This window comes from Chromobacterium sphagni (genome assembly GCF_001855575.1).
Lineage (GTDB): Bacteria > Pseudomonadota > Gammaproteobacteria > Burkholderiales > Chromobacteriaceae > Chromobacterium > Chromobacterium sphagni.
Genome location: NZ_MKCS01000001.1, coordinates 2,087,839 through 2,112,315, shown reverse-complemented (window position 1 = coordinate 2,112,315; position 24,477 = coordinate 2,087,839). Strand labels below are relative to the sequence as shown.

Annotated in this window: 18 protein-coding genes; 5 read left to right on the top strand and 13 right to left on the bottom strand. The window is 62.5% G+C overall.

Features of this window, described 5'->3' with window-relative positions; all coding sequences use genetic code 11:
* From wecB to gltB, 5 genes are all read right to left on the bottom strand, one after another.
* Complete coding sequence (gene wecB / locus BI347_RS10025) at nt 1-1,134, bottom strand: non-hydrolyzing UDP-N-acetylglucosamine 2-epimerase (RefSeq protein WP_071114401.1); 1,134 nt, start codon at nt 1,132-1,134, stop codon at nt 1-3.
* Nucleotides 1,127-2,137, bottom strand: a complete 1,011-nt coding sequence (locus tag BI347_RS10020; RefSeq protein WP_071114400.1) for a polysaccharide biosynthesis protein — start codon at nt 2,135-2,137, stop codon at nt 1,127-1,129. Before BI347_RS10020 ends, wecB begins: the two co-directional genes overlap by 8 nt.
* 19 nt (nt 2,138-2,156) lie before the next feature.
* On the bottom strand, nt 2,157-3,011 hold the full coding sequence (locus BI347_RS10015; RefSeq protein ID WP_071114399.1) for a dTDP-4-dehydrorhamnose reductase family protein: 855 nt from the start codon (nt 3,009-3,011) through the stop codon (nt 2,157-2,159).
* 655 nt (nt 3,012-3,666) lie between these two features.
* On the bottom strand, nt 3,667-5,082 hold the full coding sequence (locus BI347_RS10010) for an FAD-dependent oxidoreductase (protein WP_071115806.1): 1,416 nt from the start codon (nt 5,080-5,082) through the stop codon (nt 3,667-3,669).
* 65 nt (nt 5,083-5,147) lie between these two features.
* Nucleotides 5,148-9,596 (bottom strand): glutamate synthase large subunit, encoded by a 4,449-nt coding sequence (gene gltB / locus BI347_RS10005; RefSeq protein ID WP_071115805.1) that lies wholly within the window; start codon nt 9,594-9,596, stop codon nt 5,148-5,150.
* A gap of 282 nt (nt 9,597-9,878) precedes the next feature.
* Here gltB and BI347_RS10000 point away from each other — a divergent pair, with 282 nt between their 5' ends.
* Nucleotides 9,879-11,387 (top strand): phospholipase D-like domain-containing protein, encoded by a 1,509-nt coding sequence (locus BI347_RS10000; protein ID WP_071114396.1) that lies wholly within the window; start codon nt 9,879-9,881, stop codon nt 11,385-11,387.
* A gap of 404 nt (nt 11,388-11,791) precedes the next feature.
* The gene (locus BI347_RS09995) at nt 11,792-14,047 is read left to right on the top strand and encodes an arginine/lysine/ornithine decarboxylase (protein ID WP_071115804.1); all 2,256 of its coding nucleotides are present in this window, start codon (nt 11,792-11,794) and stop codon (nt 14,045-14,047) included.
* Nucleotides 14,048-14,107: 60 nt separating this feature from the next.
* On the opposite strand, the gene BI347_RS09990 is transcribed toward BI347_RS09995, so the two are convergent.
* From BI347_RS09990 to BI347_RS09980, 3 genes are all read right to left on the bottom strand, one after another.
* Nucleotides 14,108-14,767 (bottom strand): hypothetical protein, encoded by a 660-nt coding sequence (locus tag BI347_RS09990; RefSeq protein ID WP_139167199.1) that lies wholly within the window; start codon nt 14,765-14,767, stop codon nt 14,108-14,110.
* A gap of 39 nt (nt 14,768-14,806) precedes the next feature.
* Nucleotides 14,807-15,730, bottom strand: a complete 924-nt coding sequence (locus BI347_RS09985; protein ID WP_071115802.1) for a GGDEF domain-containing protein — start codon at nt 15,728-15,730, stop codon at nt 14,807-14,809.
* Nucleotides 15,731-15,860: 130 nt separating this feature from the next.
* Nucleotides 15,861-16,526 carry a LysE family translocator gene (locus tag BI347_RS09980; protein WP_239690856.1) on the bottom strand — a complete coding sequence of 222 codons (666 nt, stop codon included), beginning with the start codon at nt 16,524-16,526 and terminating at the stop codon, nt 15,861-15,863.
* A 96-nt stretch (nt 16,527-16,622) separates the two neighbouring features.
* On the opposite strand from BI347_RS09980, the gene BI347_RS09975 reads away from it, so the two are divergent.
* Nucleotides 16,623-17,177, top strand: a complete 555-nt coding sequence (locus BI347_RS09975) for a GNAT family N-acetyltransferase (protein ID WP_071115801.1) — start codon at nt 16,623-16,625, stop codon at nt 17,175-17,177.
* An 86-nt stretch (nt 17,178-17,263) separates the two neighbouring features.
* Here BI347_RS09975 and BI347_RS09970 read toward each other — a convergent pair whose 3' ends face one another.
* Both BI347_RS09970 and BI347_RS09965 read right to left on the bottom strand, forming a co-directional pair.
* Nucleotides 17,264-18,055, bottom strand: a complete 792-nt coding sequence (locus tag BI347_RS09970; RefSeq protein WP_071115800.1) for a ferredoxin--NADP reductase — start codon at nt 18,053-18,055, stop codon at nt 17,264-17,266.
* Nucleotides 18,056-18,085: 30 nt separating this feature from the next.
* Entirely contained in the window at nt 18,086-18,493 is a 408-nt protein-coding gene (locus BI347_RS09965) for an NUDIX domain-containing protein (protein ID WP_071115799.1), read from the bottom strand.
* A gap of 67 nt (nt 18,494-18,560) precedes the next feature.
* Here BI347_RS09965 and BI347_RS09960 point away from each other — a divergent pair, with 67 nt between their 5' ends.
* Nucleotides 18,561-19,496, top strand: coding sequence for an isoaspartyl peptidase/L-asparaginase family protein (locus tag BI347_RS09960; protein ID WP_071114389.1), 936 nt, complete (start codon nt 18,561-18,563; stop codon nt 19,494-19,496).
* Here BI347_RS09960 and BI347_RS09955 read toward each other — a convergent pair.
* Both BI347_RS09955 and BI347_RS09950 read right to left on the bottom strand, forming a co-directional pair.
* Nucleotides 19,493-20,548 carry an NAD(P)H-dependent flavin oxidoreductase gene (locus tag BI347_RS09955; RefSeq protein WP_071115798.1) on the bottom strand — a complete coding sequence of 352 codons (1,056 nt, stop codon included), beginning with the start codon at nt 20,546-20,548 and terminating at the stop codon, nt 19,493-19,495. The two genes, BI347_RS09960 and BI347_RS09955, sit on opposite strands and share 4 nt — an antisense overlap.
* A 61-nt stretch (nt 20,549-20,609) precedes the next feature.
* Nucleotides 20,610-21,755 (bottom strand): trans-sulfuration enzyme family protein, encoded by a 1,146-nt coding sequence (locus tag BI347_RS09950; RefSeq protein WP_071114387.1) that lies wholly within the window; start codon nt 21,753-21,755, stop codon nt 20,610-20,612.
* Nucleotides 21,756-21,987: 232 nt separating this feature from the next.
* On the opposite strand from BI347_RS09950, the gene BI347_RS09945 reads away from it, so the two are divergent.
* Entirely contained in the window at nt 21,988-23,742 is a 1,755-nt protein-coding gene (locus BI347_RS09945; RefSeq protein ID WP_071115797.1) for an AMP-dependent synthetase/ligase, read from the top strand.
* Between the two features lie 63 nt (nt 23,743-23,805).
* Here the strand turns inward: BI347_RS09945 and BI347_RS09940 are convergent, their stop codons facing one another.
* Nucleotides 23,806-24,468, bottom strand: coding sequence for an amino acid ABC transporter permease (locus tag BI347_RS09940; protein WP_071114385.1), 663 nt, complete (start codon nt 24,466-24,468; stop codon nt 23,806-23,808).
* Nucleotides 24,469-24,477: the final 9 nt, after the last annotated feature.

The following is a 24,477-nucleotide window of genomic DNA, read 5'->3' as shown; positions in this document are numbered from 1 at the left end:
TCAAGCCTTAAGCTTTGACCATACAGTTCTATTAACGAAGTCGGTATAGCTCAATACGGTGCGTACGACCTTCGCAGAAACTTGCCCGCCTGCATAATCGGCTACAGTATTAGGCTTGAAGCCTTGCTGAGACGACTGTTCCGTTACAACGCTCACAGCATCCAATACACGTTCAGCCTTCAATCCAGTCATCACCAGCGTGCCTTCATCCATCCCCTCCGGCCTCTCGTGGGCATTGCGGATGGTTACAGCTGGCAGATTCAACAGAGAAGCTTCTTCCGTGATCGTGCCGCTATCAGACAAGATACAGAAGGCCTCCATCTGCAGTTTGATATAATCAAAGAACCCAAATGGCTTGAGGAATTTTATTTTTGAATCGATAGATTCGATTCCCAGTTTTTCCAAACGCTGCCGGGTGCGAGGGTGCGTCGAAACAATCACTGGCATATCGTATTGCTTAACCAACGCTTGCAAGGTATCCAGCAGATCTTGCAGGTTGGTAGTGGTATCGACATTTTCTTCGCGATGCGCGCTCACCAGGAAATAGTTTTTAGCCTGCAGCTGCAGCTTATCCAGCGCGGTTGACTGCTGGATCTTGGGCATGAAGTGGCTCAATACTTCCTGCATATGAGAACCAGTCTTAATGATTCTATCCGCAGGGATGCCTTCAGCCAGCAAATAACGACGCGCATGCTCAGTCAAAACCATATTGATATCACTCAAATGGTCCAAGACTTTACGATTCAGCTCTTCAGGCACCCGCTGATCAAAGCAGCGATTACCCGCCTCCATATGGAATACCGGGATTTTTCTGCGCTTGGCCGATATCACTGCTAGGCAAGAATTAGTATCGCCGTACAGCAACAGCGCATCCGGCTGCTCCTTTTCCAGCACTTCATCCGCTTTTTCTATTACACGAGCAATAGTTTGTGCCGCATTATTGCCGACGGCTTCAAGAAAATAATCGGGCTTTCGAATATCTAATTCATCAAAGAAAACTTGATTCAATTCATAATCGAAATTTTGTCCAGTATGCACTAAAACATGCTTGGTATGCTTATCAAACTCTGCGATGACTCTTGACATCTTAATGAGCTCAGGACGCGTACCAACAATAGTCATTACCTTAAGCATTCAGCTGCTCCTGAATGAAATCCAATGTCAGAAGTAATTTCTTCACGCCTTCGATATCTAAACGCTCGGTATTGTGCGATGTATAATCATCATACAGCGTGATCTCAGTTTCACCTTCGACAGAGAATTTGGCATAATTCAGATCGCGGTGGTCCGCAGGAATGCGGTAGTAGGCACCCATATCTTCCGCATGAGCGAGCTCTTCGCGCGAAACGAGAGACTCATAGAGCTTTTCGCCATGACGCGTACCAATAACCTGAATCTTATTGCTTTTAGCAAATAGCTCGCTCAATGCTTGAGCCAATACTTCGATAGTCGAAGCAGGAGCCTTCTGCACGAAGATATCGCCTTGGCGTCCATGCTCGAATGCATGCAATACCAGATCAACCGAGTCTTCAAGAGACATCAGGAAGCGGGTCATCGTCGGGTCGGTAACCGTTAATTGCTTACCCTCTTTCAGCTGGCTTACAAACAACGGAATGACCGAGCCTCGCGAAGCCATAACATTGCCATATCGGGTTGCGCAAAGAACGGTTTCGCCTTCGGTTCGCATTCTCGACTTGGCCACCATCAATTTTTCCATCATAGCCTTGGATATACCCATCGCATTGATAGGATATACCGCCTTGTCCGTACTCAGAACAATGACCCGCTTGACCTTATTCGCAATTGCGGCATTCATGACGTTTTCCGCACCCAGCACATTGGTGCGCACAGCTTCCATCGGATAAAACTCGCAAGAGGGTACTTGCTTCAAAGCGGCAGCGTGAAAGACATAGTCAACGCCATTCATTGCCTCATTCACGCTGTCATAATTCCTGACATCGCCAATATAAAACTTGAGCTTTGGATTATTCAAAGCAATCCGCATGTCTTCTTGTTTTTTTTCATCGCGGCTAAAGATACGAATCTCTTTTACATCAGTTGCCAAAAATCGCTTCAGTACCGCGTTGCCGAAAGAACCGGTACCGCCGGTAATCATCAAGGTTTTATTGAGAAACATCTTTATCTTCTCTTCCTGATTATATAAATTCACACATACGCTGAACCAGCGTCGACCAGTCTGGCGCTACATAGCCAGTCGCTTCTCTGAAGCGGTCAGCATTGAGAGATCGATCAATCACCAACGAATCATCAGGCAAAATCTCAATTTCTTTCCCATAGGCCGCGGCCACCAGGCTCAGCAAGTCAAATTTATTGATGGGCTGGGCGGCGACATGGTACAAGCCATGCAGGTCAGGACGACCCAACACCACATCGCGCACCACGCGTGCCAGCTCCACCGTCGGCAGACCTGAGAAAATGGCCTTAGTAAAGCCTTTGACTGTTTTTTGCTGCGCAAGGAACCAGCCAACCAGACTACGCTGCCCGGACAGCTCATGGCCGATAATCGACGTCCGCAGCGTTATCGCATGGGGATAGTCCACTTCGCCCAAAAGCTTGGAACGGCCATACAAATCATATGCATCAGGAAAATCAGATTCCAGATAATTGCCTTGCTTGCCTGAGAAGACACAATCTGTGCTGATATGCACGAGTCGAGCGCCGGCGACCTGACATAAGCCCGCCAAACGATGGGGGAGCAATGTGTTGATCGGTACGGCCTGCAAGGGGTCGTTGGCATCGGCGAGTTGCTTGACGAGGCCGACACAGTTAACGACGACGTCCGGACGCGTGGCGGCAAAGGCTCTGGCGAGCGAGTCATGGTTTTCCACATCGACGCCGATGACCAATCGCTCAGCCTGTTCGGCAGAAAAATGGCGGCGAGCATTCTCGCCGCGGGCCGTGCCGTAGACAATCAAGCCAGAGTCTTCTGATAAGACTCGGAACATGGCATTGCCCAGCATGCCTGTCACGCCTAGAACTAGAACTTTCATTGATGCCACTTCTCTGCTTCCGATTCAGTACATGGTTTGTTCATAACAACTCTGAGTGATCGCGGGCTCGAATATGCATTACAGATATGCCGTGCAGGATTATGCCATCGTCACGATTGCGTTTCTGAGCTTACCAAGCGGAGTACTGCTGTGCGGGGGTTGATCACCAGGGAAAGAATGATGGCGCTTCCGATTATAAAACACTTCTCGATATTCAAAAATGGTCTTGACTGGACCGCATACAAAAAGCATACCATCTCAGAATTGTGTCGCGAATCCCGATACGCTCAGGTAAGCAACGGCGCTTGAGCCGTCGGTTCGGCATTTTCTCTGCTCGGGCCTGTTATCCCCCGCCATGCTCAAACACTAGGCTAGCGATGCCAATAGCACTCCAAGTCGCATTGATCGCCAGCTAGTCACAGACTCAAAGCGCTGATCGGGATCGTCTGCTTTGCCTGGTGCGGCGCTCAGCCACGGGGAATGCCGCGCGAGCATGCGCAACCGCAGCCTGGAAACCACCATCTTCACCACTCAGACGCGGAAGTTTAGTCCCGCCGCGCAGTCTTGTATATTGGAACCTCCCGCCGGCGGCCTGGCCGGCCACGCTTGAAACCGGAAAACGCGGTTCAAACCCAGCCCGCCTGCCGTTGTCGCCTCACACGCAGTCGAAGTAACCCAGTATGCCTTCCGCCGCCTGCCGGCCTTCGAATACGGCCCTGACCACCAGATCGGCGCCGCGCACCATATCGCCGCCGGCAAAAATTTTCGGATTGTCCGTCTGATACGGATGCTTGCCGCCGGCCTGAACCAGCGTACGACCGTTGCCAGCGGTATGGATGCCCTGGGCCTCGAACCACCCAGCCGCCTCCGCCTGAAAGCCGAAAGCAATGATGACGTGGTCGCACTCGATGATCTCTTCGCTGTCTGGCGCCACTTCCGCATTCCTGCGCCCTTTGGCATCCGGCGGCCCAAGCCGGGTCTCCGCCAGTTTGACAGCCAGCGTGCCCCCTATCATCGGTTCGATGGCGATGGGTTGGCGATTCCACAGGAACTGCACCCCCTCCTCCCTGGCATTGGCGACTTCACGCTTCGAGCCGGGCATATTGGCTTCGTCGCGGCGGTAGGCGCAGATCACCCGCTTGGCGCCTTGGCGGATGGCGGTGCGGTTGCAGTCCATCGCGGTATCGCCGCCACCCAGCACCATCACCCGCTTGCCGCGCATGGACACCGGGACTTCGCCCTTGGGCAGCGTGCCCAGATTCTGTCGCACATTGTTGACCAGGTAGGGTAGCGCCTCCAGCACCCCCGGGCTGTCTTCGCCCTGGAAGCCGCCCTTCATGTACTTGTAGGCGCCCATGCCCATGAAAACCGAGTCGTGCTGCTTGAGCAGCTTGTCGATGGAAATATCTTTGCCCACTTCGGTATTCAGAACAAAGCGCACGCCCATCCCTTCCATGATTTCTCGCCGGCGACGGATCACCTCCTTTTCCAGCTTGAATTCCGGAATGCCGAAAGTCAGCAGGCCGCCGATCTCTTCGTAACGATCGTAGACCACCGGCTTCACCCCGTTGCGCGCCAGCACGTCGGCGCAAGCCAATCCAGCAGGCCCCGCGCCAATCACCCCCACCGTCTTGTCAGTCCATACAACCTTGGACATGTCCGGTCGCCAACCTGCCTTGAACGCCTCGTCGGTAATGTACTTTTCGATACTGCCGATAGAGACCGCGCCGAAACCACCCTGGTCCAGGGTACAGGCTCCTTCGCACAAACGGTCCTGCGGACAGACGCGGCCGCATATCTCCGGCAAGCTGTTGGTCTGGTGCGACAACTCCGCCGCTTCGAACAGCCGGCCTTCCTCCACCAGCTTCAGCCAATTGGGAATGTAGTTGTGCACCGGGCACTGCCACTCGCAGTAAGGGTTGCCGCAAGACAGGCAGCGGCCAGCCTGGTCAGCGGCATCCACCGCGAGCAGCGGCTGATAGATTTCCTTGAATTCGATCTTGCGCACGGATGCGTCGATCTTGTCGCCCGGGTTGCGCGACAGCTTCATGAATTGGAATACATCGGACATCTTGTTCTCTCCCGCAGGGATGGGCGGCGCCTTCCCGCGCCGCCGCGTATCGATTCAACCGGCGCTTAGTCTTTCAGCAGGCTTTCCAGCTTGGCCGCCTTGGGCTTCACCAGCCAGAAGTAGTCGACGTAGTCGTCGAAGTTCTGCAGCATCGCGCGGCCGGTTTCCGATCCGGTCAGCTCCACGTGCTTGGCGATCTTCTCCAGCAGGTAGGCGCGGTACATGCCCATCGCCTCGCCGTTGATCAGGTGGATGTCGATCAGCTCGTTGTTGTAGCGGTAGGCGAATTTCTCGCCTGGATCGTAGACAAAGGCGAAGCCCCCGGTCATGCCCGCGCCGAAGTTGTAGCCGGTTTCGCCCAGCACCACCACGGTGCCGCCGGTCATGTATTCGCAGCAGTGGTCCCCCGCGCCTTCTATCACCGCCAGCGCGCCGGAGTTGCGCACGCCGAAGCGCTCGCCGGCGATGCCGGCGGCGAACAGCTGGCCGCCAGTGGCGCCGTAGAGACAGGTGTTGCCGATGATGATGGATTCGCTGGCCTTGTAGCCGGCGTCCCTGGGCGGGTAGATGGTAACGCGGCCGCCGGCCATGCCCTTGCCGACGTAGTCGTTGGCGTCGCCTTCCAGCTCCAGATGCAAGCCGGACGCGTTCCACACGCCGAAGCTCTGTCCGGCGCTGCCGCTGAACTTCACTTTCAGGCAGCCAAACGGCAGACCGGCCGCGCCGTGGACGCGGGCGATCTCGCCGGACAGCCGCGCGCCGATCGAACGATGGGTGTTTTCGATGGCGTAGGACAGCTCGAGCATCTGCTTGTTATGAATGGCTGGCAGCGCGTCCTTCAGGATGGCTTCGGCCAGTTCGCCCTTGTCGAACGACGGATTGCTGGCGCTGATGCAGAAGCGCGGCTCGCTGTCGGGCACCGTGCCCTGCGACAGCAGCGGGCTGAGGTCCAGCTTGCGCTGCTTGTCGCTTTCGCCCTCCAGCAGTTCCAGCAGATCCATGCGGCCGATCAGCTCCTCCATGCTGCGCACGCCCAGCTTCGCCATCCACTCGCGGGTTTCGCGGGCGATAAACAGGAAGTAGTTGACCACCATCTCCGGCAAGCCGGTGAAGTACTTGGAGCGCAGCTTGATTTCCTGCGTCGCCACACCGGTGGCGCAATTGTTCAGGTGGCAGATGCGCAGGTATTTGCAGCCCAGCGCCACCATCGGCCCGGTGCCGAAACCGAAGCTCTCGGCGCCGAGGATGGCGGCCTTGACCACATCTAGGCCGGTTTTCAGGCCGCCATCGGTCTGCACCCGCACCCGGCCGCGCAAGCCGTTGGCGCGCAATACCTGCTGGGCTTCAGACAGGCCCAGCTCCCACGGCGAGCCGGCGTATTTCACCGAGGTCAGCGGCGAGGCACCGGTGCCGCCGTCGTAGCCGGAAATGGTGATCAGGTCGGCGTAGGCCTTGGCCACGCCGGCGGCGACAGTGCCGACGCCGGGCTCGGCCACCAGCTTCACCGACACCAGCGCGGTCGGGTTCACCTGTTTCAAGTCGAAGATCAGCTGCGCCAGGTCCTCGATCGAATAAATGTCATGATGCGGCGGCGGCGAGATCAGGCTGACGCCTTCCTTGGCGTGGCGCAGCCGCGCGATCAGGCCGGACACCTTGTCCCCCGGCAGCTGCCCGCCCTCGCCCGGCTTGGCCCCCTGCGCCACCTTGATCTGCAGCACCTCGGCGTTGACCAGGTAATGCGGGGTGACGCCGAAGCGGCCGGACGCCACCTGCTTGATCTTGGACATCTTTTCGGTACCGTAGCGCGCCGCGTCCTCGCCGCCCTCGCCGGAGTTGGAGCGGCCGCCCAGACGGTTCATCGCGATCGCCAGCGCCTCGTGCGCCTCCGGGCTAAGCGCGCCCAGCGACATGCCGGCCGAATCGAAGCGCTTGACGATAGCCTCCACCGGCTCCACCGCGTCGATGTCCAGCGCCTGCTCGGCCAGCCTGAGGCTCATCAGGTCGCGCAGCATCGCCACCGGGCGGCTATTCACCGTTTCGGCGTATTGCAGATAGGCGGCGTAGTCGTCGTTCTGCACCGCTTTCTGCAACTGTGTCACCACGTCGGGGTTGTAGGCGTGGTATTCCTCGCCGTGCACGTACTTGAGCAGGCCGCCCTGAGCGATGCCGCGCATCGGGTTGAACGCCAGCCGCGCCAGTTTCTTCTGGTCGGCCTCGAAGTCGTCGAAGCCGGCGCCCGACACCCGCGACACGGTTCCCTTCAGGCACAGCGCCACCACATCCTCATGAATGCCCACCGCCTCGAACAGCTGCGCGCCGCGGTAGGAGGCGATGGTGGAGATGCCCATCTTGGACAGCACCTTGAGCAGGCCCTTGTTGATGCCCTTGCGGTAATGCTGCAACGCCTCGTTGGCCTTGAGATCCACCTCGCCGCTGCTCACCAGCTCGATGATGCTCTGATAGGCGAGGTAAGGGTAAACCGCGGTGGCGCCATAGCCCAGCACGCAGGCCACCTGGTGCGCGTCGCGCACCGCGGCGGTCTCCACCACGATATTGGTCTTGCAACGCAGGCCAGCGTCTATCAGCGCGTGATGCACGGCGCCGGTGGCGAACAGCGCGTGGATCGGCAGGCGCTGGCCGGTGACATGGCGGTCGGACAGCACCACCACCACCGTGCCCTCCTCCACCGCCTCCACCACATGGCGGGTCAGGCTGACGATGGCCTCGCGCAGCGTGGTTTCATCCGGGTCGTAGCACAGGTCGAAATTGGTGGCCTTGAGATAGGGCTCCGGCCGGGTGGTGACGCGGGTGAACTTCTCATGGCTGAGCACCGGCGAGCGCACTTCCAGCCGTTTGGCGTGTTCCGCGCTCTCCTCGAACATATTGCGTTCCGGGCCGAACACGGTGTTCAGCGACATCACCACCGCCTCGCGGATCGGATCGATCGGCGGGTTGGTCACCTGGGCGAACTGCTGACGCAGGTAGTCGAACGGCGAACGCACGCGCTGCGACAGCACCGCCATCGGCGTGTCGTCGCCCATCGAGCCCACCGCCTCCTGGCCGTCCTCGGCCAGCACCCGCAGGATTTGGTCGCGTTCCTCGCGGCTGAAGTTGAACAGCTTCTGCAGCCGGGACAGCTCTTCCTGGGACAAAGCCTCGACGCCGGCGTCGTCCTCTATCGACAGCTCCAGGTACTTGGCGCTGTCCTTGATCCACTGTCGGTAGGGCTTGGCGCTTTTCAGCTGGGCGTCGATCTCTTCCGGCAGCAGCAATTCGCCGCTGGCCAAGTCGGCGCCGAACAGCTGGCCCGGCTTGACCCGGCCCTTCTTCACCACGTCCTGGGCGCGATAGTCCCAGACGCCCACTTCCGAAGCGATGGTCAGGATATTGTCGCGGGTCAGCACCCAGCGCGCCGGGCGCAGGCCGTTGCGATCCAGCATACAGGCGGCGTAGCGGCCATCCGTCAGCACGATGCCAGCCGGGCCATCCCACGGCTCCATGTGCATGGAGTTGAATTCGTAGAAGGCGCGCAAATCCTTGTCGGTGCTGTCGACGTTCTGCCAGGCCGGCGGCACCAACAGGCGCAGCGCGCGAAACAGCGGAATGCCGCCCATCAGCAGCCCTTCCAGCATATTGTCCAGGCTCATGGAGTCGGAGCCGTCGGTCTGGACGATGGGACGCACCGCGTCCATGTCGAGGTGCGGCGAGGCCATGATGCGCTCGCGCGCCCGCGCCCAGTTGCGGTTGCCCTGCACGGTGTTGATCTCGCCGTTGTGGGCGAGGAAGCGGAACGGTTGCGCCAGCTTCCATTGCGGCCAGGTATTGGTGGAAAAGCGCTGATGGAATACCGCCAGGCTGGATTCGAAACGCGGATCAGCCAGATCGGGGAAAAACACCGCCAGGTGATCCGGCGTCACCAAGCCCTTGTAAGAGATGGTATGCGGCGACAGCGTGGGCAAGTAGAAATGCGGGTCGTTCTCACGATTGGCCTTTTCCGCCAGCCGGCGGCCCATGTACAGCCGACGCTGGAAAGTCAGTTCATCCATGCCGAATGGACAGTTGACGAACACCTGGACGATGGCCGGCAGCGAGGCCAGCGCGGCACCGCCACAGGCGCTGTTGTCGGTCGGCACCGCGCGGAAACCGGCCAATTCCAGCTGCTGCCCCTCCAGGTATTCCTTCAGCCGCGACAAACTGCGCTCGCCGGACGCCGCTTCGGGATGGTGGAACACCAGTCCGGCGGCGTACACTGACTTGAGCGCGATGCCCGATTCGCCGGCCACTTCGCGCAGAAAGCCATCCGGTTTCTTGAACAACAGGCCGCAGCCATCGCCCGACTTGCCATCCGCCGCCATCGCGCCGCGGTGGGTGAGCTTGGCCAGCGACGAAATGGCGGTGGCCACCAGCCAATGGCTGGGCTTGTCGTCCAACTGGGCGATCAGGCCGAAGCCGCAGCTGTCCTGTTCAAACTCCGGTTTATACAATGTGCCTTGCAAGCAGCGCTGTCTGTCCATTTCTCTGCCTATTTATACTTTGTAGTGATGGTTTCGATTCTAAGGGCAAGATCGCAGCCGCCGCAAGCCGCACTGGCGCAGCGCAACATTCGTTTAACTTCAATCACTTAACATGCAATCAATTGATTTTAAATGTAATTACACTACTAAAAAACTGCGCTCTTATTGATTTTTTGAGACATAATTTTTCAAAAAAACGACAGTTTTTCACCATGAGAAACAGATACAAAGCAGCCTTTTTGGCAATATTTTGTATTTTGTCTGACAAAATTCAATAAAATCATGAACCACGACGACCAATCCGCTTCCACATTGCAATTCGTCCGCCAGTTGGCCGAACAGGCGCTGTCGCGCTCCGCCGGCGCGCCGCTGACCGGCGGCAACCGCGTCGAACTGCTGTATGACAGTGCCGGCAACTTCCCGGCCTGGGAAAACGCCATCGCCGCCAGTCAGGATTCGGTTTTTATTGAAATGTATATTTTCGCCAATGACCAATTTGGCGAGAAAATCCGCAACATTCTTATAGATAAGGCCAAACAAGGCATACAGGTTTGTCTCTTGTACGACTGGCTGGGTAGCTGGCGCTCGCATCTGTCCAGTTTCTTCAAACCTCTGCTGGAGGCCGGCGCCGAAGTGCGCGCCTATCACCCGCCCAGCCTGGGCGGCGGCCTGAGCCTGTTGGGACGCAACCACCGCAAGATGATCATCGTCGATCGATGCCAGCTGTTCGTCTCCGGCCTGTGCATCAGCGCCAGCTGGCAAGGCCAGCCGGACAAGGGCCTGGCGCCCTGGCGCGATACCGGCCTGGCGCTGCAGGGTCCGCTGCTGATGCCGGCGCTAGCCGCCTTCGCCGACAGTTGGGCCAGCTGCGGCGCGCCGCTGGCGCCGCGCTGGCTGCAGCCCGTCGAGAAGGAAACCGGCGGCGCCGTGGCGGCGCGGCTGATCGCCACCACCCCGTCCACCGCCAAGATGATGCGGCTGGACCTGCTGATAGCCAGCTTCGCCCGCCAGACGCTGTGGCTGACCGACGCCTATTTCATGGCCACCAGCCTGTATCTGTCGGCGCTGAAGCAAGCGGCGCGCGACGGCGTGGACGTGCGCCTGCTGGTGCCGCGTTCCAGCGACATCCGCTGGATCGCCACCGTGTCGCGCACCCAGTACCGGCCGCTGTTGGAAGCCGGGGTGCGGGTGTTCGAATGGGACGGGCCGATGATCCACGCCAAGACCGCAGTGGCCGATGGCCGCTGGGCGCGGATCGGCTCCACCAACCTCAACCTGTCCAGCTGGCTGGTCAACCGCGAGCTGGACATCGCGCTGGAAGACGAGGGCCTGGCCGACGAACTGGCCGAGCGTTTCTTGCTGGATCTGGAACAGTCCACCGAGATCGTGCTGTCCGAACGCCGCCGCCCGATGCCGACCCAGCCGCGGGAGAAACGCCGGCGCGGCAGCCCCAGGGAAATCGCGCTCAGCGGCGCCAGCGCCGCCGCGCGCCAGGCGATACGCATCGGCGACGCGCTGGGCGCGGTGGTTCATGGCAGCCGCATGGTGGAGAGCAGCGAGGCGCCGGCCTTTCTCAGCATAGGTGCGGCGCTATGCCTGCTGGCGCTGGCGATAGGCTATTTCCCCTGGCTGGTGGCCGCGCCGCTCACCCTGCTGCTGGCGGTCAGCGGCATAGGCGTGGTGTTCAAGGCCGGCAGCCTGTATCTGACCAGACGGAGAAAAAAACAACAGTCGGCGCTGCCCGCCGCAAGCGGCCGGCCGCCGCAGCCGCCATCGTCCGACTGCCAATGAAAACAGCCATTTATTTGCTGGCTACAGCCTGGACCGCGGCGTCCGCAGAGCCTGCGCGGCCGCCGGCATTGTTGCGGTCGGAAGTTTTTTGCGCCTGCGGCCATGCTGCATAACAACATGACAAGCAAAAGGTCTACAATGCGCGCTTCTTGGGATGTTCTCCAGGCCGGCTGACGTGAAGCAACCGCAGGTTGCCAGGTACGGACCGCGGCGCAAAGCGACCCTGTTTTATTCGCGCCTCAAGGCCAGCCTCCAGGGCGGCGGCGAAGATCCGTTCTTCAGCCCGTGCGTACAGATTCTGCGCCCCACGCGCACCGAGTGACGCTGCAGCGATGCGGGCCGCCAGGTGACGCCACCCCGGCCCCATCCGCAGTGTCCGAGTTAACAGCAACAAGGACTCAGGTATGCGTTTTCATTTCCCCATCGTGATCATCGACGAAGACTTCCGCTCGGAAAATACCAGCGGTTCCGGCATCCGCGAACTGGCCGCCGCCATGGAGGCGGAAGGCATGAGCGTGATCGGCTACACCAGCTACGGCGATCTCACCTCCTTCGCCCAGCAGCAAAGCCGCGCCGCCGGCTTCATCCTGTCGATAGACGACGAGGAATTCCACACCGAGGATTCCGCGCAGCAAGCGCTGGGCAATCTGTACGGCTTCGTCGCCGAGATCCGCCGCCGCAACCCGGACATCCCGGTCTACCTGTACGGCGAAACCCGCACCGCGCGCCACATCCCCAACGACATCCTGCGCGAACTGCACGGCTTCATCCACATGCACGAGGACACGCCGGAGTTCGTCGCCCGCCACATCATCCGCGAAGCCAAGAGCTATCTGGACAAACTGGCGCCGCCGTTCTTCCGCGCACTGGTCGACTACGCGTACGACGGCTCCTACTCCTGGCATTGTCCCGGCCACTCCGGCGGCGTCGCCTTCCTGAAGAGCCCGGTCGGCCAGATGTTCCACCAGTTCTTCGGCGAGAACATGCTGCGCGCCGACGTCTGCAACGCGGTGGACGAGCTGGGCCAGCTGCTGGACCACACCGGCCCGATCGCGGCCTCCGAACGCAACGCGGCGCGCATCTTCAATGCCGACCACCTGTTCTTCGTCACCAACGGCACCTCGACGTCCAACAAGATCGTCTGGCACAGCTGCGTGGCCGCCGGCGACATCGTGCTGGTGGACCGCAACTGCCACAAGTCCAATCTGCACGCCATCATGATGACCGGGGCGATACCGGTGTTTCTGATGCCGACCCGCAACCATTACGGCATCATCGGGCCGATCCCGAAATCCGAGTTCCAGCTGGACACCATCAAGAAAAAAATCCTCGCCAACCCCTTCGCCCGCGAAGCGCTGGAGAAGAGGCCGGGCGCCAAGCCGCGCATCCTCACCATTACCCAGTCCACCTATGACGGCATCCTGTACAACGTCGAGGAGATCAAGGGCCTGCTGGACGGCGAGGTGGACACCCTGCACTTCGACGAAGCCTGGCTGCCGCACGCCAGCTTCCATGACTTCTACGGCGACTTCCACGCCATAGGCGGAGGCCGCCCGCGCTGCGAAGACAGCCTGATCTTCTCGACCCAATCCACCCACAAGCTGTTGGCCGGCATCAGCCAGGCTTCGCAGATCCTGGTGCAGGACCCGCAGAACCGGCAGCTGGACACCGCCTGGTTCAACGAGGCCTACCTGATGCACACCTCGACCAGCCCGCAATACTCGATCATCGCCAGCTGCGACGTGGCGGCGGCGATGATGGAACAGCCGGGCGGCCAGTCGCTGGTGGAGGAATCGCTGGTGGAGGCGCTGGAATTCCGCCGCGCGATGCGCAAGGTGGACGAGGAATACGGCCGCGACTGGTGGTTCGGCGTATGGGGCCCGGATGACCTGTCCGACGACGGCATCTGCGATCCGGCCGACTGGACGCTGAAGCCCGATGAGCGCTGGCACGGCTTCGCCGGCATCGAGGACGGCTTCAACATGCTGGACCCGATCAAGGCCACCGTGCTGACGCCGGGACTGTCGGTGGACGGCAGCTTCGAGGAAATGGGCATTCCGGCCGCCATCGTCACCAAGTACCTGACCGAGCACGGCGTGGTGGTGGAAAAGACCGGCCTGTACAGCTTCTTCATCATGTTCACCATCGGCATCACCAAGGGCCGCTGGAACACGCTGATTTCGCTGCTGCAACAGTTCAAGGACGATTTCGACAAAAACCAGCCGATGTGGCGCGTGATGCCGGATTTCGTCGCCAAATATCCGCAGTACGAGCGCGTCGGCCTGCAGGACCTGTGCCAGCGCATCCACGGCCTGTACAGCAAGCATGACATCGCCCGCCTCACCACCGAGATCTACCTGTCCGAGATGGAGCCGGCGATGCGCCCGTCCGACGCCTTCGCCAAGATGGCGCACCGCGAGATCGAGCGGGTGCCGGTGGAGCAGCTGGAAGGCCGCGTCACCGCGGTGCTGCTGACCCCCTACCCGCCCGGCATCCCGCTGTTGATCCCGGGCGAGCGCTTCAACAAGACCATTGTCGACTACCTGCGCTTCGCCCAGGCGTTCAACCGCGAATTGCCGGGCTTCGAAACCGACGTCCACGGCCTGGTGGCGGTGGAGGTGCAGGGCCGCAAGACCTACTGCGTGGACTGCGTCAAATAAGCGCAAGCCGCCGCAAACCAGACGACCGGGCCCCGCGCCCGGTTTTTTCATCGCCGGCAGTCAGCGGCGGCGCACGCGCCGCGCGATGGAAACCGTCCACCCCAGCATGGCGGCGCCAATCGCGGCTAGTACCGCCGCCGCGGCATAGGCGTCGATAGCCAGCAACCAGCCGCCAAACAGCAGCAAGGACGCGCCCAGCAAGCCCAGGAACACCACAGCCAGCCACCCCGCGGCCGGCGCCATCGTCCAGCCCCAGCCAGGCTGCGCCTTGCGATGGCGCAACTGCTCCTGCGGCGGCAGCTTTCCCAACCACCACGCCTGGAAACCCAGCAATGCGGTCAAGCCCACCAGCGACAAGCCAGCGATGAAGCTTCCAGACTTGAGCAAGCCGTCAAACAGCAGATCGCCGAACAAGCCATACAAAAACAGGCCCCAACCGGCGGTTGCCGTTATTTTCCGCCAGCGCTCGTAAGCGGGCCTGGCCGGATCGCCGCCGTACTCGGCCGCCAGCGGCAGCAGGCAGGCGACGGCGGTCATCACCATCGCCAGCTCCAGCATGGCGCCGGCCAGCCCATGCAGATGCAGCCCGGCGCCGTGCTTGGCCGGTATGAAAAAATCGTCGCGCCGGCTGCTATAGATGGCGTAAGCCAATGCGGCAAAGGCCAGCGCGATCCGCTTGGCCTTGTCCTTTGCCGTCAGCCGCGGGCCGGGTGCCTCCATTTGTTCCATCTCTCCTCCCCAAGCGGTAGCGGGACCGGACTACAGCCTGACCCGCCAAGTATTGCGGCCGCCGGACTTGGCCTGGTACAGCGCCTCGTCCGCACGTCCCAGCGCCGCCATCATCTCGTCGCCGGCGCGCAGCAGCGTCATCCCCACCGAGCAGGTATAGGAAAACGACGGCACGTCGGCCAGCGGCCTCGAGGCCTGCACCTCGGCCAGCATGGCCTGTATCCTCGCCTCAGCCTCGGCCAGCGCGCTGCCGGGCAACAGCAGCAGGAATTCCTCTCCGCCCAGCCTGCCCAGGCTGTCATGCGGCTTCAACAAAGGTTGCAGCCGGCGCGCGAAATCGCGCAGCACCTCGTCGCCGGCCAGATGGCCCTGCAGATCGTTGATCAGCTTGAAATTGTCCAGGTCCAGGATGGCAACCGCCGCCGCCCCGCAGCCGCCGGCGAGAAATTGCGCCAGCATGCCTTCCAGCTGCTCCAGGATGTGGGCGCGGTTGCCGATGCCGGTCAAGGGGTCGGTCAGGGCGGCGCGCTGCGCCATGTCGCGCGCCTGGCGCAGTTCGCGCTCGCCCGCGCGCAGATTGGTGATGTCGCAAGCCACGCACAGCATCCAGCCGCCCGGCTGCATGGTTTCCGTCATCCAGATCCAGCGGCCGTCGACCAGATCGCTCTCGAAAGCGCGGAACGGCTGCTTGGCGCGCCGCGAGCGGGCCGACGCCAGCCAGGCCTCGAAATCGCGCGCCTGGATCAGCGTGCCGCGGCCGCCATGGTAATTGCGCCGCATCATCTGCTCCCAGTTGATGCGCTCATGCGGCGCCACCTCCAGCGCCGCGCAAAAAGCCGGATTGGCGTAGCGCAAGAAGTCATGCTCGTCAAACAGGGAGATCAGCAGCGGACTGTCCTGCTGCAAGGAAATCAGGCGGGAGGCGATATCGTCTGCTTGGCTGGCTGGCTTCATATGCTTGCGTCCGGCAATTGCCCAAGGCCCGCGCTGGCGCGGCCCGCCGCCGGCCCGGGCGGGAGGCGGTCATTAGCCATGGTAGAGCAAAACCGCCGCCAGGGTTAAGCCGGCCCGGCCGCCGCCGCGCTCACTTCTGCCCGGCGAACAAGAGGCGCATCGCCAGGCCTCCGAACACGGTAGCCAGCAGATACTGCGGCCAGCGCCCGGCAGCGCCGGCCCCCAGCAGCCTGCCCATGCGGCTGCTGGCGACGATCACCAGCGCGTTGACGGCGAAACCCACCAGGTTGAGCACCGTGGCCAGCATCAGGATCTGCAAGGCCACCGATCCTGCGCGCGGATCGACGAATTGCGGAAACAGCGCCAGCACGAACAACGCCATCTTGGGATTGAGCAGATTGGTGGTCAGCCCCTGCAGCACGATGCGGCCCAGCGGCTGGCCGGCGGCGGATGCCGATGGCGCGCGCAGCACGCTGCGGCTCTTCAGGGTGGTCCAGGCCAGATACAGCAGATAGCCGGCGCCGGCAATGCGCACCGCGTCGTAGGCCAGCGGCACCAGCACGAACAATTGCGCCAGTCCCAATGCCGCCAGCAGCGCGTGGCAATAGGTGCCGAGCTGGATGCCGAACAGGGTGGCGAAACCGGCGCGCAGGCCCTGTCCGGCGCTGCGGCTGGCGATCAGCAGCATGTCGGGGCCGGGGGTCGCGGCCAGCGCGAGACAGGCGAGGATGAACAGCAGCAGGGTGGACAAAGTGGGCATGCGCGGCGCTCCGAAGTCGGTGACGAAGGCATTCATGATACCGATATCATCCCGACGCAAACAACCGCGCCGGCATGGTTTGAAGACCGGCGGCATTTACGGTATATCTACTTGTCCTGGCAAGGAGGATGGATGAACTTCCCCATACTGCATACCCAGCGGCTGACGCTGCGCGAAATCCTGATGGACGACGCGCCGACGCTGCTGGACATCCACGGTGACGCCGACGCGATGCGCTGGTACGGCACCGACCCGCTTTCCACGCTGGAGCAGGCCCGGCAGATGGTGGAGAAATTCGCCGGCTGGAGAAGCCTGCCCGCGCCCGGCGTCCGCTGGGGGCTGGCCTTGAACAGCGGCGGTCCGCTGATCGGCAGCATAGGCCTGTTCAAATGGAATACCGGCTGGCGCAGCTGCGCGCTGGGCTACGAACTGGCGCGCGGCCAGCAGGGGCGGGGCTTGATGGCGGAGGGGCTGCGCGCCGCGCTGGCCTGGGGTTTCGAGCATATGGCGCTGAACCGGATCGAGGCCCAGGTGCATCCAGACAACCTGGCCTCGCTGAAACTGCTGGAACGGCTGGACTTCAAGGTGGAAGGCCGCGCCCGCCAGGCCGGCTTCTGGCTGGACCGCTACCAAGACCTGATCAATCTGTCGCTGCTGCGCGAGGAAAGCGCGCTGACCGCGGTTTGAAAGCAGCGTTGCGCCTCCTTGCCGCGCGCGTGCGCTGGCAGCGGCGGCGCGCCTTGGCTCAGGGCCTTGCGCGCAGCTCTCAACGCTTACCAGCCGTTTTCCAGCACGATGTGGCCGGGCGCGTTCTGCCGGGTCATCCGGTAACCCATCTTCATCAGCTGGCGGTGGGTATCCTCCACCATCTTGGGGTTGCCGCACAGCATGAAGCGGCTGTTTTCTGGCGACAGCTGCAGGCCGGCCCGTTGCGCCAGCCTGCCGTCTTCCAGCAGCTGCGGAAAGCGGGCGTCCAGCATGCCCGCCGGCGCGTCGCGGGTGACTACCGGCAGGTATTGCAATTTGTGGCCGTGCTCTCCCCACAGCGGGTGCTGGCGCAGCGCGGCGATTTCAGCCTGGAACGACAGCTCGTCGCCATTGCGCACGCAATGCGACAGGACGATATGCTCGAAGCGCTGCCATACCTCCGGCCGCTGCAAGATGGACAAATAGGGAGCGATGCCGGTGCCGGTGGCCAGCAGCCATAGATCGCGGCCATCCGGCAACCTGTCTTCCTGGAAAAAACCCAGCGCCTTCTTGTCCAGCATCACCTGGCCGCCCGGCGCCAAGCTGGCCAGCAAAGGGCTGAACAGGCCGGACTCCACCACGATGGAATAGAACTCTAGATGCTCGTCATGCTCCGCCGAGCACATCGAATACGCGCGCCACACCTGGCCGCCGTTCTCCAGCGGCAGTCCCAGCCGGGCGAACTGGCCGGCGGCGAAACGGAAGCTGGCAGGCCGCGTCAGCCGGAAGCTGATCAGCTTGTCGGTCCAGCGATGCATGTCGAGTATGGTTTCGGTGGTGTATTTCTGTTGAATCTCGGCTTCCAGCGCGGCATTCATGACGGGGCAACCATTAGTTGAGTAATTCACTCAACAATTATGCCCCAGCGGTCCGCGCCTGCCAAGCCAGTCGGCCAACTGCGGATGCAGTTGAGCGGGAGGCAAGGCACGCAAGGCTTCCAGCGACATCGGCAGCAATTCCGCCACCTCTCTCCCCAGGCGCCAGCATGCCGGCAACGCTCCGCGAAACAGCGCGCAATACTCTCCATCCAGTTGCCGGTAGCCCAGGACCTCCAGCGCCAGGCCACTGATGCCGAGCTCCTCTTCCAGCTCGCGCACAGCCGCTTCGCGCGGATTCTCTCCAGATTCCATGCTGCCGCCTGCGGCAAAATCCAGGCAAGCCGGGTAGCTGCCATCATCCAAGGCGCGGCGTTGCCACCAATAGTCTTGTCCGTCGTACAACAGGATCAGCGCGCTCTTCGCAGCATCGTTAGCCATGCTGGTTCTCTCCGCCAAAAAGCCCCATTCTATTCAGATATCCGTTCATCACGAAAAGGACTGACCCATGACCATCGCCCTAGCCCTGCACGGCGGCGCCGGCACGCTGCGCCGCCAAGATATGAGCGCCGAACAGGAAAAGGCCTACCGGAAAGGTTTGCAACAGGCGCTGGATGCCGGCCATGCGGTGCTACTTGCCGGCGGCAGCGCGCTGGACGCGGTCTGCGCCAGCGTATGCGCACTGGAGGACGACCCGCTGTTCAACGCCGGCCGCGGCTCGGTGTACACACTGGACGGCAAGCAGGAAATGGAGGCGGCGGTGATGGACGGCAACCGCCAGGACGCCGGCAGCGTCACCGGCCTGGCCGGCGTGCAGAACCCGGTGCGGCTGGCGCGCGCGGTGATGGAGCAAAGCCCGCACGTGACGCTGGGCTTTGCCGCCGCCGAGGATTTCGCCCGCCGCATCGGCGCGCCGTGTCGGCCGCCGGAATACTTCCACACCGACAAGCGCTGGCAGGCGCTGCTGCTGGAGCAGGAAAGGCTGGCCGCGGGCGGCAGCGACGCCGACATCCCGGAAGACCGCAAGCACGGAACGGTGGGCGCGGTGGCGCTGGACACGCAAGGCTGGCTGGCGGCGGCCACCTCCACTGGAGGGCGCACCGCCAAGTGGCCGGGCCGCATCGGCGACACCCCGGTGATAGGTGCCGGCACCTGGGCCGACGGCCATTGCGCGGTGTCCGGCACCGGCCATGGCGAGTACTTCGTCCGCGTGGCCGCCGGCCACGAGATATCGGCCCGCATCCGCTATCTGGGCGAAACGCTGGAACAGGCCTGTGATGTCGTGGTGCAGCGCGACTTGCCGCGGTTGGGAGGTACCGGCGGCGTGGCGGCGGTTGACAGGCAAGGCCGGGTGGCCTTGCCCTTCAATTGCGAGGGCATGTACCGCGCCGCCATTGATGGCCAGGGCCGGCGCATCGTGGCCATCTACAGGGAAGACGGCTAACGGTAAGCCGCCTGCCACTCCAGCAGCAACTGCCCCATCAGCTCCGCCGCCGGCAATTCGCGCGCCTGCGCCACGCCTTCGCCGGCCCATAGCGACATCATGTCGCTGCGCCCGACCTTGGAGGCGGCGGCGCGCATTGGGCCGGTCAGCGCGTTGGTCACCGGATAGGCCGGCAGTTGATCCTGCCACTGGGCCATTTCCTCCATATAGCGGTTGTCCAGCCCGCGGGCCATCCGGCCGGAAAAGGCGCGCGTCAGCCGCGTCGCGCCGGCCTTGGCCGCCGCCAGGCCGTACTTCCACGGCTGGGATATGGCGGACTCCGGGCAGCGCAGAAAAGCCGTACCCAGCTGGCAGGCCTGGGCGCCGTGACGCATGGCGCCGGCGATATCCTTGCCGCTCATGATGCCGCCGGCGGCGATCACCGGCACCGGCAGATTCTGCGCCAGCTCGTAGACCAGCGACAGCATGGGCCTGAGCGACTGCTCCTGCGGCCCGATGAAGGTGCCGCGGTGGCCGCCGGCTTCCCGCCCCTGCGCGCACACCGCGTCCGCGCCCAGTCGGGCCCAGGCCAATCCCTCGGCCAAATTGGTGGCCGTGCCCACCACCAGGATGCCGGCCTGCTTCAGCGCTTGCATCTGCTTGCCGTCCAGGATGTCAAAAGTGAAGCTGGCCAACGCCGGCCGCAGTTCCAGCAGCGCCTCGAATTGCTGGCCGAACGGTTGGCAATAACGCTCCGGCGCCGCCGGCGGCGGCAGGCCCAGCTCGACATGCCATGGCGCCAGCAGCCGCAACGCCAACTCCAGCTCGGCGTCATCCGGAGCCGGCGGCTCCTGGATGAACAGATTGATGCCGAAAGGCCGGTCGGTCAGGCCGCGTATCTTCGCCGCCTCCTGCCGGATCTGCTCAGGCGCCAGCATCGCGCCGGCCAGAAACCCCACTCCGCCGCCGGCGGAGACCGCGGCCACCAACTGCGGCGTGGTCGCCCCGCCCGCCATCGGCGCCTGTATTACCGGAAGCTTGAGCTGCAATCGCTGCCAGAGTGCTGAAGACATCACGCTTCTCCTTGTTGCCGGCGCAAGGCCGGTTCGTGGTATCGGATGCGCTGCTCTCGATTCAGTCCTGCAGGGCTTGGGCCAGATCGGCCAGCAGATCGTCGATGTCCTCGATCCCGATCGACAAGCGCAATCCCCCCTCCAGAATGCCCAACGCCGCCTTGTTCTCGGCCGGCATGCTGCCATGCGACATGGTGTAGCTGTGATTGATCAGCGACTCCACGCCGCCCAGCGACTCCGCCAGCACGAACAGCCGCAGACGCTTGGCGAAGCGGCTGGCCGCCTCGCGGCTGTCATCCTTCAAGCGGATGCTGATGATGCCGCCGAAGCGCTTCATCTGCGTCCTCGCCAATGCGTGGCCGGGATGGCCGGGCAGGCCCGGGTAGAACACCTCGGCGATCCGTTCCTGGCCACACAGCCACTCCGCCACCCTTTCCGCGTTGTCGCAGTGTCGCTCCATCCGCAATGCCAGCGTCTTGATGCCGCGCAAGGTAAGGAAGCAATCCTGCGGCCCCGGCACCGCGCCGGCGGAGTTCTGCACAAAGCGGATGTCGTGATAGAGCTTGTCGTCGCTCACCGCCACCAGGCCCAGCAGCACGTCGGAATGGCCGGCCAGGTATTTGGTGGCCGAATGCACGACGATATCGGCGCCCAAGGTCAGCGGCCGCTGCAGGTAAGGGGTGGCGAAGGTATTGTCCACCGCCACCTTGACCCCATGGCTATGGGCGATCCGCGACAGCGCCGGGATATCCGCCATCCCCAGCAGCGGATTGGTCGGCGACTCCAGCCACAGCAGCCGGGTGGCCGGCGTGATCGCGGCCTCCAGCTGCGCCGGATCGCGCAGGTCGGCGAAGCTCACCTTGATGCCGGCCGGCGCCAGCAGCCGCGTCATCAAGCGGTAGGCTCCGCCGTACAGGTCGGCCACCGCGATCACCTCGTCACCCGGCTTCAGGCAGGCGCGCAGCACCGCGTCTATCGCCGCCATGCCGCTGGCGAAAGCCAGCCCGTGCCTCGCCTCCTCCAGGCTGGCCAGGCAGTCCTCCAGCGCGCTGCGAGTGGGGTTGCCGCTGCGGGCATAGACATAGGGCATGCTCTCGCCGATATGGTCGTAGGCGAACGCCGATGTCTGGTACAACGGAGGCATCACCGCCCGGTTGTGATCGGCGCTCTGATAGCCGATATGGATGGCGCGGGTAGCAAATTTCACAAAAACTCCTCAAAATCATGCACTTGGACAAATTGCCCGACAATCAAACGTGAATAGCCGGCAAAGCATGCATTTGCCATGCCCATTTCATCACAATGCCAAAATTTCAACGCAATTGCGAACAAATATCGGCAAATTCCTCTGATTTTCGCCAAGTCCGGGCGGATTTTTACTTTACACCGCGGCCCTTTAGGGCTATTTTGCTGCGTTTCGCATTAAAACTAACGTTTGCATGAAGACAAAACGCGTTTTTGACATCCTGTATCACCAGTTGGCCACCCACCCACGCCCGGACTGCCTGGCAGCCAAAACCGGCAAGGCATGGCGGCAGCTGTCCACTACCGAGGTACGGGACACGGTCAACCGCGTCAGTCTGGGCTTGCTTGAGCTGGGCATCGGCCCCGGCGACAAGGTGGCCATCGCGGCAGACAACAGCATCGAATGGATGCTGGTGGACCTGGCATTGCAGCAAGTGGGGGCGGTCAGCGTGCCGCTGTATCCCACCATCACCCTGGATGATGCACGCTATATCCTGTCCCATGCCGAGGTCAAGCTGGCTTTCGCCGGTAGTGCTGCATTGCAGCGAAAACTGCGGGACGCGCTGGGAAAACTGGCCTGCCCGATCTACGGCCTGGCCGACATCGACGGCGCGCCGTCCTGGCGAGAGATCCACGACCTGGGCCGGATGGAACGCGCCGCCGAGCTGGACGCGCTGCGCGACAGCATAGGCTCGGACGATGTCTACACAATAATCTACACCTCCGGCACCACAGGCCGTTCCAAAGGCGTGATGCTGTCCCACCGCAACGTGGTTAGCACCGTCGTCGCCACTGCGGAGTTCACCGGCCTGCCGCACGGCCAGTGCCGCGCGCTGAGCTTTCTGCCGCTGTCGCACATCTTCGAGCGCGCTGGCGTGTTCTACTACCTGTACAGCGGCACCGGCATCTATTTCGCCAGTGTGGAATGCCTGTCGTCGGCCATGGCCGACGTCAAGCCGCACACCTTCAGCGCCGTGCCGCGCGTGCTGGAGAAAGTGCATGAAAAACTGGTGGCCAAGGCGCGCGACCTGTCCGGCGCCAAGCGCCGCATCTATCAATGGGCAGTGGCCCGCGCCGAAGCCTTCGACCCCAACCGCAGGCTGTCGCCGCTGGAGGCGATCAAGCACGCGCTGGCCGACAGGCTGGTGTACAGCAAGTGGCGCGCGGCGATGGGCGGCGAGCTGCAATCGATCAACGTCGGCTCGGCCGCCCTGCAGCCCAGGCTGGCGCGGATGTTCTGGGCGGCCGGCATCGCCGTGGCCGAGGGCTACGGCATGACCGAAAGCTCGCCGGTGATCTCCGCCAATCCGTTCACCGCCCGCGGCGTGCGCATCGGCAGCGTGGGCTTGCCGCTGCCCGGCGTGGAAGTGTGCCTGGCCGACGACGGCGAGATCCTGGTGCGCGGCAACAACGTGATGGTCGGCTACTACAAAGAAGAGCGGCAGACCGCCGAGGCGCTGCAGGACGGCTGGCTGCACACCGGCGATATCGGCGTGCTGGAAAACGGCTACCTGCGCATCACCGACCGCAAGAAGGAAATGTTCAAGACCAGCAACGGCAAGTACATCGCGCCGCAGGCGCTGGAGAACAAGCTAAAGGAATCGGCTTTCATCGACCAGATCATGGTGGTCGGCGACGGCCAGAAATACGCCGCCGCGCTGATCGTGCCGCTGTACGAAAAACTGAAAGAATGGTGCGCCGAACACGGCATCGCCTACACCACCGACAGCGAGATGCGCAGCCACCCGAAGATCGTCGATCTGATAGACCGCGAGATCAAGCGCTTCAACCGCTACTTCGGCAGCTGGGAGCACATCAAGAAGTTCGCGCTGGTCGATAAGCCCTGGTGCGTGGACGCCGGCGAGCTGGCGCCCACCCTGAAACTGCGCCGCAAGGTCATCGCCGAGCGCTGCCGCGCGCTGATAGAAAACCTGTACGTGCATGCCTAAGCGGCTCGCCCCGCTACGAAAAAGCCCCGCGACGCGGGGCTTTTTCATGGCCGACACCGAGCCTCAACGCCGGTGCGCCAGCTCCAGCCTGTCCTCCACCCGGCGCTGGATGCGCTCGAAGGCGGCGCTGAGCAGCCAGTAGATGGCCGCGGCGGCAAGATACAAGGGCAGCGGCTGGAAGGTCTGGGCGATCACCTCTTTCGTCGCCAGCATCAGCTCGGTGACCGTGATCACGGAAACCAGCGAGGTGTCCTTGATCAGCGAGATCAGGCTATTGGACAAGCTGGGCACCGACAGGCGCAGCGCCTGCGGCGCGATGATGTGGCGCATGGTCTGCCACCAGGACAGTCCCAGCGAGAAAGCCGCGTCCCACTGTCCGCGGGCCACGCCGGCGATGCCGCCGCGCAAGCTCTCCGACAGATAGGCGGCCACGTTCAGGGTCAGCGCCAACACCCCGGCCGGCACCGGGTCCAGTTCCAGCCCCATGCCCGGCAGGCCGTAGTAGATAACGAAGATCTGCACCAGCAACGGCGTGCCGCGCATCGCGCTGACGTAGAACGCCGCCAGTTGCGACAGCACCGGCAGCCGCGCCACCCGCACCATCGCCACCACAAAACCCAGCGCCAGGCCCAGCACCATCGCCACCACGGCGAACAGCAGCGTGTGCCAGGCGCCCTTCAGCAGCACCGGCAGCGCCGCCTCGAATAGTGCCATCCAATCGCTCATGCCATCCCT

Excerpts from the sequence above, each read along its gene's own strand:
- wecB (WP_071114401.1), bottom strand. The coding sequence starts at position 1,134 with ATGCTTAAGGTAATGACTATTGTTGGTACGCGTCCTGAGCTCATTAAG.
- BI347_RS10020 (WP_071114400.1), bottom strand. The coding sequence starts at position 2,137 with ATGTTTCTCAATAAAACCTTGATGATTACCGGCGGTACCGGTTCTTTC.
- BI347_RS10015 (WP_071114399.1), bottom strand. The coding sequence starts at position 3,011 with ATGAAAGTTCTAGTTCTAGGCGTGACAGGCATGCTGGGCAATGCCATG.
- BI347_RS10010 (WP_071115806.1), bottom strand. The coding sequence starts at position 5,082 with ATGTCCGATGTATTCCAATTCATGAAGCTGTCGCGCAACCCGGGCGAC.
- gltB (WP_071115805.1), bottom strand. The coding sequence starts at position 9,596 with ATGGACAGACAGCGCTGCTTGCAAGGCACATTGTATAAACCGGAGTTT.
- BI347_RS10000 (WP_071114396.1), top strand. The coding sequence starts at position 9,879 with ATGAACCACGACGACCAATCCGCTTCCACATTGCAATTCGTCCGCCAG.
- BI347_RS09995 (WP_071115804.1), top strand. The coding sequence starts at position 11,792 with ATGCGTTTTCATTTCCCCATCGTGATCATCGACGAAGACTTCCGCTCG.
- BI347_RS09990 (WP_139167199.1), bottom strand. The coding sequence starts at position 14,767 with ATGGAGGCACCCGGCCCGCGGCTGACGGCAAAGGACAAGGCCAAGCGG.
- BI347_RS09985 (WP_071115802.1), bottom strand. The coding sequence starts at position 15,730 with ATGAAGCCAGCCAGCCAAGCAGACGATATCGCCTCCCGCCTGATTTCC.
- BI347_RS09980 (WP_239690856.1), bottom strand. The coding sequence starts at position 16,526 with ATGAATGCCTTCGTCACCGACTTCGGAGCGCCGCGCATGCCCACTTTG.
- BI347_RS09975 (WP_071115801.1), top strand. The coding sequence starts at position 16,623 with ATGAACTTCCCCATACTGCATACCCAGCGGCTGACGCTGCGCGAAATC.
- BI347_RS09970 (WP_071115800.1), bottom strand. The coding sequence starts at position 18,055 with ATGAATGCCGCGCTGGAAGCCGAGATTCAACAGAAATACACCACCGAA.
- BI347_RS09965 (WP_071115799.1), bottom strand. The coding sequence starts at position 18,493 with ATGGCTAACGATGCTGCGAAGAGCGCGCTGATCCTGTTGTACGACGGA.
- BI347_RS09960 (WP_071114389.1), top strand. The coding sequence starts at position 18,561 with ATGACCATCGCCCTAGCCCTGCACGGCGGCGCCGGCACGCTGCGCCGC.
- BI347_RS09955 (WP_071115798.1), bottom strand. The coding sequence starts at position 20,548 with ATGTCTTCAGCACTCTGGCAGCGATTGCAGCTCAAGCTTCCGGTAATA.
- BI347_RS09945 (WP_071115797.1), top strand. The coding sequence starts at position 21,988 with ATGAAGACAAAACGCGTTTTTGACATCCTGTATCACCAGTTGGCCACC.
- BI347_RS09940 (WP_071114385.1), bottom strand. The coding sequence starts at position 24,468 with ATGAGCGATTGGATGGCACTATTCGAGGCGGCGCTGCCGGTGCTGCTG.